At 42.8% G+C, this 13,532-nt stretch carries 11 protein-coding genes; 6 read left to right on the top strand and 5 right to left on the bottom strand.

The window, feature by feature from the left end:
• Positions 1–293: 293 nt before the first annotated feature.
• The 5 genes from ACN9MR_RS22595 to ACN9MR_RS22575 form a co-directional block, all read right to left on the bottom strand.
• Positions 294–1,655, bottom strand: coding sequence for a sulfatase-like hydrolase/transferase (locus tag ACN9MR_RS22595; protein ID WP_426326791.1), 1,362 nt, complete (start codon positions 1,653–1,655; stop codon positions 294–296).
• Between the two features lie 58 nt (positions 1,656–1,713).
• A complete protein-coding gene (locus tag ACN9MR_RS22590; RefSeq protein WP_426326790.1) occupies positions 1,714–1,992 on the bottom strand; it encodes a hypothetical protein in 279 nt (92 codons plus the stop codon).
• A gap of 401 nt (positions 1,993–2,393) precedes the next feature.
• Positions 2,394–3,422: an ABC transporter permease gene (locus tag ACN9MR_RS22585; RefSeq protein WP_426326789.1), complete on the bottom strand. Its 1,029-nt coding sequence runs from the start codon at positions 3,420–3,422 to the stop codon at positions 2,394–2,396.
• Positions 3,367–4,380: an ABC transporter ATP-binding protein gene (locus tag ACN9MR_RS22580; protein ID WP_426326788.1), complete on the bottom strand. Its 1,014-nt coding sequence runs from the start codon at positions 4,378–4,380 to the stop codon at positions 3,367–3,369. Before ACN9MR_RS22580 ends, ACN9MR_RS22585 begins: the two co-directional genes overlap by 56 nt.
• Positions 4,381–4,407: 27 nt before the next feature.
• On the bottom strand, positions 4,408–5,265 hold the full coding sequence (locus tag ACN9MR_RS22575; protein WP_426326787.1) for an NEW3 domain-containing protein: 858 nt from the start codon (positions 5,263–5,265) through the stop codon (positions 4,408–4,410).
• 373 nt (positions 5,266–5,638) lie between these two features.
• Between ACN9MR_RS22575 and ACN9MR_RS22570 the strand changes: the two genes are divergently transcribed.
• From ACN9MR_RS22570 to ACN9MR_RS22545, 6 genes are all read left to right on the top strand, one after another.
• The gene (locus tag ACN9MR_RS22570) at positions 5,639–6,250 is read left to right on the top strand and encodes a GIN domain-containing protein (protein ID WP_426326786.1); all 612 of its coding nucleotides are present in this window, start codon (positions 5,639–5,641) and stop codon (positions 6,248–6,250) included.
• A 257-nt stretch (positions 6,251–6,507) separates the two neighbouring features.
• The gene (locus ACN9MR_RS22565; protein WP_426326785.1) at positions 6,508–7,662 is read left to right on the top strand and encodes a transglutaminase-like domain-containing protein; all 1,155 of its coding nucleotides are present in this window, start codon (positions 6,508–6,510) and stop codon (positions 7,660–7,662) included.
• A gap of 5 nt (positions 7,663–7,667) precedes the next feature.
• Positions 7,668–9,173, top strand: a complete 1,506-nt coding sequence (locus ACN9MR_RS22560) for a serine hydrolase (RefSeq protein WP_426326784.1) — start codon at positions 7,668–7,670, stop codon at positions 9,171–9,173.
• Between the two features lie 401 nt (positions 9,174–9,574).
• On the top strand, positions 9,575–9,988 hold the full coding sequence (locus tag ACN9MR_RS22555) for a hypothetical protein (protein WP_426326783.1): 414 nt from the start codon (positions 9,575–9,577) through the stop codon (positions 9,986–9,988).
• A 35-nt stretch (positions 9,989–10,023) separates the two neighbouring features.
• Entirely contained in the window at positions 10,024–12,264 is a 2,241-nt protein-coding gene (locus ACN9MR_RS22550; RefSeq protein ID WP_426326782.1) for a trypsin-like peptidase domain-containing protein, read from the top strand.
• Between the two features lie 258 nt (positions 12,265–12,522).
• Positions 12,523–13,338, top strand: coding sequence for an HNH endonuclease domain-containing protein (locus tag ACN9MR_RS22545; protein WP_426326781.1), 816 nt, complete (start codon positions 12,523–12,525; stop codon positions 13,336–13,338).
• The last annotated feature ends 194 nt before the right edge of the window (positions 13,339–13,532 follow it).

The following is a 13,532-nucleotide window of genomic DNA, read 5'->3' as shown; positions in this document are numbered from 1 at the left end:
CAGTAGGTTGTGAAAATGTTTACAAGTGTAAATAAACTGTTTTTTATACAGAAAGTATAACAGATTGAGTTTCTAAATGATTTTGATCTTCCTATTGGTTAAAAAATGGTCAATAAGTGTGTAGCACTGTGCACCTCCCCAAATCGCACCAGTTAAAAGTAGGATGCCAGACCAATGATGGCAACTAATTGGTTTTTCTGTTTATCAGCGCTGAGCTGATCTTCACCACCGAACCCCTAAAATAATTAATTCGAAAAACCAACAACTTGCAGGTATGATTTCAAATGTTTTAATTAATTTTTGAGTTTGGGCAGAGATTCCCACCAGGCAAGCAGTTCGGTTTTTAGCTGATTGGTTATTTTAACCTGCTTGGCGCTTAGCTCGGTAGTTTCATTTTTATCTTTCACAATGTTATAAAGCTGCACATCAGTGCCGTCACTATTCATAAGCAATTTCCATTCTCCAGCGCGCACCGCCAGGTTAGGGCTTCTATTGGGTTTGGCAGGGTATTTAAAGGCAATATCATTTCTGCCATACTCCCAAAACATGTTTTTCTCCCTTAGCGATGATTTTCCGGCGAAAACCTTACTCCGGTCTAATCCATCTCCCTGGTAATTTGCAGGTAACTTTACCCCGGCCATGTTGGCTAATGATGGCAGTAAATCTATCGCATTTACTTCCGAGCCCGCATCTATTTTTCCCTGGGGAATATGCCCTGGCCAACTAATTAAAAATGGCATTCTGGTGCCCCCCTCGTATAAAGAAAGTTTAGTGCCTCTTAAACCACCAGTCCGGCTCCCTTTAAAACTGGGTAAAGGGCCATTGTCACTGGTGAAGATAATGATGGTATTCTTGTCTTCGCCCATTTTTTTTAAACCGTCCATTAATCTTCCCACCTGCTGGTCAAGTTCCTTCAGCACCAATTTAAAGGCCTGCTCAGATTCTTGTCCAAGCGGGAACTTACCAATATATTCATCTCCAACATTGGGTACCCATGGCGTATGTACATCATCTGGCCAAAGATTTACAAAACGTGGTTTATTTTTATTTTCTTTAAAAAAAACGAGTGTTTTATCAACAAAATATTTGGTTCTGTCCCAGCGTTTTATGCTGTCTTTATCCGACCAGATCCAGTTTGTAGCAGTGAGCAGTGGGTCTGGCTGTGGACTTTCGTAAGTACTGGCGTGGGCATCGTAACCATATTTTTCAAAAACCGGAGCATCCTTCACATCTCTTCCCCCGCCCATGTGCCACTTACCAAAATGACCGGTTGCATACCCGGCAGATTGGAAAATCCGGGCGATAGATGGCGCTTCAGGATTTAAGTAATCTGCTTGTTGTGCATTTTTATTGTGCTTTTTATTATCAAGATAGGTACTAAAGTTCCACCTTCCGGGGTACATACCCGTGAGCAGGCTGGTTCTTGATGGCGAACAGATCGGTGCGCCACTATAATATTGTTTAAGCATTAACCCGTTTTTCGCCAAACGGTCTATATTGGGGGTAGGCACAAAATTTCCGCCGAAGGTGCTTACATCGCTAAAACCCATATCATCAACAAGAATGATAATAATGTTTGGCCTGTTGTTTTGAGCAAAAGCAGAATAGCTAAACGCAAGCAGAAAAAAGGCAAATAATAACTTTAAATATTTCATATTAATCTTTTGGCATACGGCTTAGGCCATCCATCTCCCAGGCCAAGCGCCGTAGTGATTAAAATTTCTTATCCCTATTGTAAATACTTTCTAAATCAACCAAGCCATCCTGCGCCTTATCGCCTAAAACATCAGTTGCACCTTTTCTATCTGGTATTGTTAAAGAGGCAATGAGTGTTGGGTCGAACCGGAGTAAATCTTTTTTTACCGTTAATACAATATCAATAAAGAATTTGGGCTTTTCGCCAAGTTTAGGAATTTCTTTTTTAGAACTTTGAGCAAAAACTGTAATACCAATAATAAGCAGGCTTATTACAATAAATAATTTTTTGTACATTTTTAAGCGCTTAATGATTAGCAATGATAATAAATATTGCCTTAATATTGTATTTCCAATAGATCAAAATAATTAAGGCAATGTTTATTGGGGTTTTGCGGTTAACCGCATAGTAAAGCCATAAAGCCAGATTATTGATTAGAGATGAATGCCGCAGACTAAAAATTGGTGTACCGGATTTTTACCCTTATCAAAACAGCTTTAAAAGAAAACGGGAACCATCTGATAGACGGTCCCCGTTTTAATCTAAATTAACGCTCTCGGTATATAATACGGATATTGAGACAAATTATTGCCCTACAGCTATAATAATTTAAAAATTTCCAGGTATCAGGGTATTCTTTTTCCAAATCAGCAAAATAAAAACCAGATAGCGGGCGTATGCAAAGGAGGTGTCCGCTTTAACTTCTAATTTCCCTGCGCATAAAAAGGTAATAAGCAATGGCAAAACAACCTGTACTGGCGGCAATCATCCCGCTTAACTGGGGCCATACAATCATCAGGCTCTCCTTTACCGGCAGCGGACTGGGAATGGCACCTGCCATTTGCTCCATGCTCATCGGGCCGAGGCTCCGTATCGATGGCATCAATAATGTGGTGGCCGCATCAGTATAAAGCTGGTTAGGTGCAATCCGCATCATATCCAGGATTAATTCATTGTAACCCATTACCTGTGCCTGCGAAAGGTAGGCAGGGTCGGGTAAAAAGGCCCTTATAACCAGGTTAACAATAATCGGATAAAAAACAGTAAAGAACAGCCACAGCCCCAAAGCGCTCAGCGCAGCAGTTGCCGGTTGCCTGAAAACAATAGAAAGCAGGATAGATAAACTTAAATAGAATGCAACATAAAGAAGGGTTACAAAAACAAAGCCCATTATCCTGATCAGTTCCTGAGCTTCTAACCTAACGCCTGTTAAAACCAGCCCCCCGCCAATCATAAGTAAGGTAAGCGAAAGAAAAAGCATGCCTACTATCATTATAGCACTGCTAAATTTAGCCAGCAGCAGGTTGTCCCGGTAAATCGGTTGTGCCAAAAGCCGGGTTAAGGTTCCGTTATTCTGTTCCGAATTAATGGCATCAAAGCCCATACTAATGCCAAGCAGTGGAGCAAGGAAACTGAGCAGTACATGGAAAGGCGGCATAGAATTATCTGTCGAGGTAAGCAGTTTCAGGTACATAAAAGCATGGTCGGGGTCGTTTGTATTGGTAAAGGCCGTTCTGATATTGCCTACCGATACATATAAGGAAGCCACAAAGGTTAACAGCACCAAACCAACCAATACCAAAAAGCGCCAGCTTCTAATATGATCGGCAATTTCTTTCCGGATAATTACGCCAAAGGCCCTGTTTGGCTGAGATGGGCCTGTATATTTCTTATCTTTTGTGCTGTCCGAAGAAAGCACGTTTGAAGATGCCGCTTGATTTTCCATGATTTAGATTTTCATTAAAACTACTTTCAAAATATTTCTGATAGATTTCATCCAGGCCATACTCCTTACGGCTTACCTGTAAAATATCGTAACCCTTTTCCACTAAATGCCGAACAATGCGGGGGGTTATATCATTTTGGGTGGTAAACTCCAGCGTATCGTCAGAAATGCCGATATCTGTAACCGCATCCCATTGCCCCATTTCTGCTTCCAATGGCCAGGGCTGCTCAATTAAGTGTGCTGTTTTAATTGTGGTAACCGATCCTTCTTTGCCAAAAAGGTTAGCGGAAAGCGAGGCAATATCACCCTGGGCCAACAGTTTGCCGCCAACAAATATGCCCACACGGTCGCATACCTGTTGTACGTGGTGCAGGTGGTGCGAAGAGAGCAGAACGGTTAAGCCCTGCTGCTGGCTCAGGGTTTTAATCAGGCTTAAAAATTCTTTTACCCCTGCAGGGTCTATGCCGAGTGTCGGCTCGTCGAGAATAATTACCTCAGGGTCTTTGATCAATACATCGGCCAGGCCCAGCCGCTGTTTCATGCCCCGCGAAAAAATACCGGCTTTTTTATCCATACTGCCGGCAAGCCCTACTATATTAAGCACTGCCATGGCCCGGTCTTTCAATGTGCTTTCGTCCAGGTTGTTCAGCCTGCCCAGGTAAATTAAATTTTCGAGGGCCGTCATGTGGTTGTAAAAGCCTACACTATCGGGCATATAGCCCACCTTTTGCTTTACTGCAATAGGGTTTTTGGTGGCGTCGTATCCGCACACATGAGCCGTACCGCTATTGGGGTCGGTTAGCCCCAGCATCATCAATATGGAGGTGGTTTTGCCCGCACCATTTGGCCCGAGCAAGCCAAAAATCTCACCGCGGTATACGTCCAGGTTCAGTTCGTCAACCGCCTTAAAGGTTCCATAGCGTTTGCTTAGGTTCCTAAGTTGTATGATAGGTTCCATCTTATTTTTGTGCTGTTAAAGAATGGATTATCTTCTACCGTACTTACGGATGAGGTAGTATACACTGCCAATGGCCAGCAGAATTACCAGGATACCGATCCAGCCAGAAAGCAATGAAGTTTTAACAAACATGCGGAACGCCAACTGTGTGTTCGCATTGGCACCCGAAAGGCTAAAGGTTGCAGCATAATCTCCGGCTATGGTTTTATCAGGAACTTTTAGAAAGGCAGTAACGGCTACACTTTTTCCGGCCTCAAGTTTACTGATCTTGGCCGGCTCGAAACGTACTTCCCAGCCGCTCGGCAGCTGACTGTTCAGGTCCAGATCGCTCAGGGGCAGTGTGCCCGAGTTTTTAACCTCCAGTTGGATATCTTTATGCCCGCCCGAACTCACCTCTTCACTCAGCCTTCCGCTAGGCGTATTCATGGCAACACCATACGAGCCTTTTACTACCGCTTCGAGGTTAAGTAAAAGGGTATCATTGGCCGAAACGGCTTTAAGGGGGATATTGTATTTTTTAGGCGATGCATTTGCACTGGCGTTAATCTCCACTGCAATTTCCTGGCTTTTGCCTGCATCCATATTAAGCGAGGTAACCTGGTTGCCCTCTACTTTGTAACTCACTACCCAACCCTCGGGCAGCGCGGCCTTCAGCTCATAAATAGCCTGTTTTTTGGTTCCGTTGTGCAGGGTAGTGCTGTACCTGAAAACCTCGTTCGTGGCCGCCTCAATATTAATCAGCTTGGCCGTAAAAGCCGATGGACCTGCCTTGGCTTCGTTTAATTGTTGGGCAATGGTGGCCAGTGATGGCGCAAAAAAGATGATGAAAAAAAGCGCAAATCTTCCTGATAAGCGAAAACGGTTAAATAGTAATGCTGATAACATGATCTAAAATCAAAAAATAAATAATTGCTCTAAAAAATGCTTTCCTGTTTGTTTATCTGATGGAGGCTCAAAAAAAAACAACAAAATAATATTTTCAAATTCCTTTAACATTTTTTAACAATTGGCCGGTAAAGGCAGGCCGGTGCTGTGGCTTTTCCTCATTAAACAGGTTGCAAAAGCTGCTCTTTAGTTAATACTTCCCCAAAACTATTGCCGCAAACCGTTGCTCATTGGTAACCGTTCGTCTAGAAATTACAGGCGTTGGTCTAGTAGTTACCAAGGCTGGTATAATACCGGGTTTTTGCCTGCAACGTTTGCTGTGTAGCTGCGTCTTAATAACAAAACAATAGCAAAAACCTAAAATATAAAAGATATGAAAACTTTAGCAAAAACAATATTCGCAGCAGCATTAACAGCAGTAGTATTAACCTCATCAGCCGTGGCAACTTTTGCCGCCGAGCCAGTTAAAGCAGAAACAAAAAAGCCTTCATTATCAGGTTTCAACAGGATCTGGGTGAGCGGTAACGTGAAGCTGATCTTAACGCAAGGCGATAAACAAAACGTAGAAGGTACCAGTAACTACGATGCTGCAAAAACCTCCGTATCAACCGATGGAAAAACCTTATTCATCAATTCGTTGGAAACAAGTCAGGTAACGCTGAACATTACCGTAAAAGATTTGGAAAGGATTGAAGCTTACGGACAATCGGTTGTGGTAACCAGCAATAATTTCGATGTAAAATACCTTCAGTTATTTTTGGGCCAGAGTGCCACTGCAAAAATCAAAACTACTGCAGGCAGTTTATATACCATCGTTAAGGAAGATGCGGTATTAAAATTAAACGGCACTGCCGGTGAAAGTACCATGATTGCAAGCAACATGAAAAATGTAAAATTGGCAGATTTTGCCAGTCTTAAATCAGCATCATATGCTTCTCAGGCGATTATGGAAGCAGAACAAAACGCAATGAATTTAGCAAAATAGAAAATATCAATCCGATTAAGTTAAAGCTGCCCATTGGGTGGCTTTTTTTGTTTAAGGGGTTAATGTGTTGGCTAAACCCTGAAAAAGCGCCGGTGCGAAACATGCAGATTGCTGGTCTTTACACCTGGCATGGGTTGGTTTTTATATCCGGGGCACGAACCTTGTTTTAGCATGGCAACTATTATTTTAGGTGCAATGCAACGTTCCGGAGTTTCCCGGCGTCTTTGTTTTAAGCTCAAACCTTAAACCAATTGAAAATGAAACGTTCCATTCTATTCTTACTCCTTTTTCCGGTAACAACCGTATTCGCCCAAAAGAAACTTAAAATTGTTAAGGCAACTTCTACAAGTGTTGATATCAAAGATGATAACTACCCCGTTAGAAAAAACGCCTGGACGGTTATGCCTAAAGAAAAATTAGATGTATATACCACCTCAGCCAAAAAAGTAACCTTCTACACCGATCAGGAATCCATATCATTCAATGTCGATCCAAAGGTTGGGGAATATGATTTTATTATCCTGGTAAATGGAACCGATACCGCAAGAACACAGGTCAAATATGATGCAAAGGCCCCAAGCCGGAAACCCATTGCCTACCTGGATACACTTCAAAAGGCGGGAAAATATAACCTTTCAGACAGACGTGAAGTCCCTGTCTTTACCTATCAATCAATGGAGAACCCTAACCTGGTACGCATCAGAAAGGAGCTCAGGCTGGATTCGATCGCGGGCAAAGGAAATGAACTTTCCAAAATCTTCAACCTCATGCATTGGGTACATAACCTCATCAGGCACGATGGGAACAGCGATAACCCGACCCTTAAAAATGCGATTGAGCTGATCAGGGTGTGCCGCGAGCAAAACCGCGGGGTAAACTGCCGTATGCTGGCTACCGTACTCAACGAATGTTACCTCGCCATGGGCATCACTTCCAGGTATATCACCTGCATGCCAAAGGAAACGAACTTTGATGATTGCCATGTAATTAATATGGTATATTGCAAGGACCTTAAAAAGTGGATCTGGATTGACCCTACCTTTGATTCTTATGTGATGGATGAAAAAGGCAACCTGCTTGGTATACCAGAAGTAAGGGAACGATTGGTAAAGGGGATGCCGCTGGTATTAAATGCCGATGCAAACTGGAACCGTACGGCGCTGCAATCCAAGGAATATTACCTGCAGACCTATATGGCAAAAAATCTTTACCGCCTGGAAACACCCGTAGTTAGCCAGTATGATACCGAAACCTGGACCAGCGGAAAAGAAGTGGCCTATGTAGAACTGTTGCCGTTAGACGGTATTGTTCAGGGGCCGCATAAAAGAGAATCAACCAACCAGAAAACCGGGGTTAAGTTTATCAATTATAAAACCAATAATCCTGACCTGTTCTGGACTACCCCAAAATGATTGTTATGAAAAATATAGAAAGGCCTCATTTGGCCAGGCTTAAGAAGGACATTCAAAAATCCTATACATTCACTGCCACCCTGGCTTTGTTTTTTTCGGTTTTCATTTTTAACAATAGCCTTGCCCAATCTACCGTGCAGGAGCGGATCAGGCAGGTTGAAAACGGGCTTACTGAAAACATCCAGACCGGCGATTCAGGGCCTTCGAATTTGCTGGAACGGATGAAACATTTTAAGGTTCAGGGGCTCAGCATTGCGGTGATTAAGGATTATAAGGTCGATTTTGCAAAGGGTTATGGATTTGCTGATGCAGAAAAGAAAATTCGGGTAAACGATAAAATGCTTTTCCAGGCGGCATCCATCAGTAAATCGCTGAACAGCCTGGCCATATTAAAGCTTTTTAAGGAGCGGAACCTGGATTTATATGCAGACATTAATACTTACCTCAAAAGCTGGAAATTCCCTTACGATTCGGTTTCTAAGGGTAAGAAAATCAGTATGGCAAACCTGCTCAGCCATACTGCAGGATTGAATGTGCATGGCTTTGGGGGCTATGAGGCAGGTAAGCCGCTGCCATCGATCGTGCAGATTTTAAACGGCGAATCTCCGGCCAATTCTGATGCGGTACGTTCACTTTTCGCTCCCGGAGCCCGCCAGGAATATTCAGGAGGGGGAACAACCATTTCCCAGCTCGTACTCACCGATATTACCGGGCAACGGTACGAAACATATTTAATGGAGCAGGTACTAAAGCCATTGGGTATGCTCAGCAGCACTTTTGCGCAGCCGCCCCTGGGTATCAGGCAGGAACTGCTGTCTGCAGGATACGATGGTGATGGAAAAGAGGTGAAGGGGAAATATCATATTTATCCGGAGCAGGCTGCTGCGGGTTTATGGACAAACCCCAGCGACCTGGCCAAATATATCATCGAAACCCAGCTTGCCTACGAGGGTAAATCGGCAAAGGTTCTTGATCAAAAGGATACAAAATTGCGCCTTAGTCCGTACATGAATAATAACGGTGCTGCATTAGGTGTTTTTGTAGAGGATTACAATGGGCTAAAGTACTTTGGCCACGGCGCGGGCAATGCGGGGTTTACCGGCGGATACTATGGGAGCTTTGAGGGTGGAAATGGTTTGGTCGTTATGGTTAATTCAGATAACGGAGAAATTGTTCAGGAGCTGATCAACAGCATTTCTACCGTATATGGTTTTAAGGGCCTGAGCAAAACCAAGAAGGTTACCCTCGCTGACGTTCCTGAGCAGGATCTAAATAGTTATCTTGGCAACTATCAGCTTACTCCCGAACTTGTATTAACCGTAAGCCGCGAGGGTAAAAAGGTTTTTGTACAGGCCACCGGGCAGCCTAAAATAGAAGCCTTTGCAGAAAGTGCCAATAAGTTCTTTTTTAAAACGATCCAGGCCAGTATGGAGTTTGTAAAAGATGAGCACGGCTTAATAAAAGAGATGATTTTTATACAGGGCCGTACCATCCACGCGAAGAGATTGTAATTTTTACCGTCCACAATTTCTGGCAGTCTATTTTCATAAATAAGCAACCTGCTATAGCCATAGATGCACTAATCATATCAAAAGATGTATGCGCACAATAGGGTTTTCGGAAGATAAAAATATATGGTGTAAATGCTCCTGTAAGCTGGTATTACAGGGAGCATTTAATATTCAGTTGAATAGCCGTTTTCTCATCAATGAATTAAGAACTTTTTAACACCTATCAAATTTCATTGGGTAACCGATAAGGACCAGTCAAAAGCACCGATATCGGAAAGAATAAATACTGCACTCATAAAGGATTTGCTATTCAAATATTTAACAAAAAATTAATGTCAGATAATTTTTAATACAAAGCACCTGAGCTAACTTTGAAATATTAGCCTCTTAACTCATACCACGTGAAAAAAACATTTATTACATTCCTCATCTCAGCTATATTTTTCCTCATAGGCTATGGCTGTAATAATAAGCAACCTTTCAAACCGCCATATGATGGCGCCTCTGGTACCGTTATTGCAAAAGAAACATGCAATTCAGACCAAAACAAAGATTACTGGTTAATTGAGATACATTCTGCTTCCTCTGTACAGCAGCAATTTGGAGATAAACTAACCTTAAACGGCACCACTTACAATAATGTTATTAAAACCGTGGATTTGCCTGAAAGCCTGAAGAAGATAGGGCAAAAGATCGGTTTCGATTTTACAATAGCAGGCACAGCTACTTCAACCCCAAACTGCAGCGTAAGCGATCCGGTAGTGTACACCCTCAAGGTAGCCAAATTTGTACACGTAAGCCCAGCTGTCTTTTAGTTAGTTCAACCATTTTTCAAGTAAATAACGCACTCATGAGAATACTTTTAGTTGTATTTTTGAGCACCCTATTTTTATGTGCCAAAGCACAAATTTTAAGGGTTGCCACCACCCCTCAGCAAATTAACAGCCAGATTCCGGGCTACCCAGACCTCAAAACCGTCAATACCAAAACCTTTAGTTATTCACCGAAGATTGCAAATGCTAAAATCCAAGCTCCAATTGACGGCGATCCAAAAACTGAAATCAATAAAACCGAGCATTATGCAGATATATTGCCTGTTGCTGTTGGTATGGCAGATGGTAAAATCACCTCAAGCTCAGCAGGAAAAGTATGGACACTGCGTATCAGCGTGCCTAATGCATTAAATATCGGTCTGATTTTCAATAGTTTTGAGCTTTCCAGCACAGCAGAGATGTATATCTTCAACGATCAAAAAAACATATTGGACAGCTGCATCAAGAAAAATAATTTTACTGTTTCAAACACCATAGGCATTTCACCTTTAAATGGCAACAATATTACCATCTACATTATTGAGCCCCATAATTCCGGAGATTTTAAAAGCCGTATCTCCATCAATAAAATAGAAGTTGGATTCAAAGAAATGGGTGGTTCCAAAAATGGAGCACTAACGCGCGATGCTTCGACAAACTGTAACCCAACCGTAATGTGCCGCCCTTACATGATGAATTCGGCAAGGGCAGTAGCCAAACTTTCTTCTAACGGATATACAGGTACGGGCACTTTGATCAACAACGAATACAATAACGGCAAAGCCTACTTTCTAACTGCCTTTCATGTTATCGACGCTGATAATAATGATGTGCTGGATGCTTCAGAAATAAATGCACTGGCCAGTGCAAGAATATTATTCCAGTTCTGGCGCAACAACTGCCTGAGCAGTGTTAACGATTTTGGAATACAGTTCACCGGCGCAATCCTAAAGGCATCTTCTAAAGAAACTGATGTGGTATTGCTTGAGCTGACTAATCCTCCGGGCATAGGCGACGGTGTCAACTATGCGGGCTGGAACCGGCAGACCACTCCACCTGCTGATTATAGTTCTTATATACTGCACCATCCAAATGGAGAAGATATGCGCATCACCGACACTCGCGATGTAGCAGACTGGCTGTGGGGAAACAAATTCTGGACCGCCCATTATGCTGAAGGAGTCGTGTCACCCGGTTCTTCGGGCGCCGGCCTTTTCAATCAATATGGACAGGTTGTTGGCCAGCTCCGTGGAGGATGGAGCAGCTGTGATTTCACCGACTTTGGCGACCGTTATGGCAAGTTCAGCTACTCCTGGGGCGATGCCGGACTTCAACCCATACTATCACCATCAGGAAACCAGGCCGTAAATCCACTTATATTAAGCACAATAACAATGAACGGCGATGAAAACATTGACTATTGCGATAACAATAATCACACCTATTCTGTGCCAAATCTGATTGGCTGCACCTATAGCTGGAATGTCCCAAATACCCTAAACCTGATCAGCGGCCAAAATACCTCCAGCATTGTAGTCAACAGAAACGCGGCAGTATCACCGGCCTACACCCAGCTTACTGTAACCATCACCGATAGCAAGGGCTATAACCGGATAGTAAACGTTAACAAAACCGTTCAGGTAGGCATAGCAAATATTACCCTTGCCTCTGGTCCGCCTCCTCCGGCGCCCAGGTACGTGACTGTCATGTTCAAATACAACAATACCTATCCAGGGAGTTATTTCGATGTAGAAAGCGCAGACGGAAACCCCTTCATCCCCTTAAATACCCTCAATCCTGCCACCTACCTTCAGAACGTTCCGGGTATTTCGTTTGATACCACTTATGGCATGTACCGCACCATTACCGTACGCTATACAAACACCTGTGGGGTAAGCGCCTGGCAGCACTTTGGAATCAATTTAGACGATTACCCCCATTTATCTACATCCTCGGCATTTAAGGTCTATCCAAACCCTGTAAGCAATGAGCTTTCTGTAGAATTGGCCCCGGTAAAAGAAGATTTAACAGAACCTTCACAGCTTAGCCAGGCCACATCCGCTTTTCAAAGTCAACCAGGCCAGTCAAAAGCCAGCAACAAAACCAGTAATGGATTCTCAGCTGTTTTGTACGATATCGGAAGAAAAGTGGTTGCTACAAACCCATTTGCCCAGGACAAGATCACGCTGAATACCAGCGCTATTCCAAACGGCACTTATTTTCTTCACATTACCAAAGACGGTAAAACCATCAAACAGCAGATTATCGTTAATCATTAAGCAAAAACGTGGTGTACTAAAAAAAGAGGATATTAAGACAGATAAAAAACTCTACCGAGGTTATGGGGGCGGAAGGTTATTAATATGGTTAATGTGCTAGCTATTGGCAATGCAATAAAATATAACGCTCACAAAATGACCCCGAAGTCGTTGAGCGGTTGGAGCGATTGTTTGTAATTGTGAAAAAACAGGCAAAAACCAGCCCCTTCCACATAAAATCTGTAGATACGGCAAACCGTATTGCTAAGGTAAAAGAAGATGCAGCAGTTGAAGGGATCAGTATTGAATGAAGACCGAAACAAGATTAAGCAGCGCCTGGACAGTAGTGACCTACTGGCTACACAAAAGTTATTATGGCATTTTGATAAACAGGTTCCACACCGTTTTTTAAGCCCCTGGTTTCCATCCATTGCAGAAAACCGAAATGCCACCTATAAGGTATCACAAACTTTTGAAAACAATTGTCTTTATGCGGTTGATCAAACGCATATTACCATTAACCCCATCTGGATCGATTACCTGAGCAGGAATGCAGGGATTTTGAAAAGTTTTTGTTACTGGAAACTAAGTTTGTATTTTCAGAAACATAACCCTAATGTACCGGATATTCCGAACAAGTTAATTAAGCCAGCAAAAAGAAACAGCCTGTTAAGCCAACGTAAATTCTGGAACAGGGTTTTAGACCATACCGGCCCGTTGGAATGTATATACACGCATAAAAAACTTGTGCATGGCAATTTTGCCGTTGAGCATTTCATCCCTTATGCCTTTGTGTCGCATGATCTGATCTGGAACCTCATCCCCGCTGATCCATCTTTCAACAGCCGGAAGAATGACAGGCTGCCAAGGGTTGAAGATTACTTTGATGGGTTTTATCAGCTGCAAAAAACAGCAATCAAGGTAATGAGCGAGAACTACCCCAAAGAACCGATAATGGATGAATACCTCAGTATATTTCCCAGGGCTAATGCACTGGAGTTACCCGAGGTAGATTTAAGGGGGAGGTTTTTAGAAAACATCCAGCCGCTGCTTACCATTGCGAGTAACAACGGCTTTGAATATATGAGCAAGTAGATTATTTAATTGCAGCGCGTATGCCGCGAAAGTGCTTTAAGCAGCCCGAAATCAGAACAGGTATTGGGTAAATAGGTATTTTCCATCTTTCATGAACAGCAGAACCAAACAAATCATTCTTGCCATATTCCAGATCTCTGCCATCTTAAATCTCACTAAAAGGCCAAAAAAGCAGGTTTTTGTTTATTTTTGGA

This window comes from Pedobacter sp. R-06 (genome assembly GCF_049913135.1).
Classification (GTDB): Bacteria; Bacteroidota; Bacteroidia; order Sphingobacteriales; family Sphingobacteriaceae; genus Pedobacter.
The sequence above is the reverse complement of the archived record's forward strand: the minus strand, read 5'-3'. Positions and strand labels throughout refer to the sequence as shown.

Coding starts and splice junctions, on each gene's coding strand:
- ACN9MR_RS22570 (WP_426326786.1), top strand. CDS start 5,639: ATGAAAACTTTAGCAAAAACAATATTCGCAGCAGCATTAACAGCAGTA.
- ACN9MR_RS22565 (WP_426326785.1), top strand. CDS start 6,508: ATGAAACGTTCCATTCTATTCTTACTCCTTTTTCCGGTAACAACCGTA.
- ACN9MR_RS22550 (WP_426326782.1), top strand. CDS start 10,024: ATGAGAATACTTTTAGTTGTATTTTTGAGCACCCTATTTTTATGTGCC.
- ACN9MR_RS22595 (WP_426326791.1), bottom strand. CDS start 1,655: ATGAAATATTTAAAGTTATTATTTGCCTTTTTTCTGCTTGCGTTTAGC.
- ACN9MR_RS22585 (WP_426326789.1), bottom strand. CDS start 3,422: ATGGAAAATCAAGCGGCATCTTCAAACGTGCTTTCTTCGGACAGCACA.
- ACN9MR_RS22580 (WP_426326788.1), bottom strand. CDS start 4,380: ATGGAACCTATCATACAACTTAGGAACCTAAGCAAACGCTATGGAACC.
- ACN9MR_RS22560 (WP_426326784.1), top strand. CDS start 7,668: ATGAAAAATATAGAAAGGCCTCATTTGGCCAGGCTTAAGAAGGACATT.
- ACN9MR_RS22545 (WP_426326781.1), top strand. CDS start 12,523: ATGCAGCAGTTGAAGGGATCAGTATTGAATGAAGACCGAAACAAGATT.
- ACN9MR_RS22590 (WP_426326790.1), bottom strand. CDS start 1,992: ATGTACAAAAAATTATTTATTGTAATAAGCCTGCTTATTATTGGTATT.
- ACN9MR_RS22575 (WP_426326787.1), bottom strand. CDS start 5,265: ATGTTATCAGCATTACTATTTAACCGTTTTCGCTTATCAGGAAGATTT.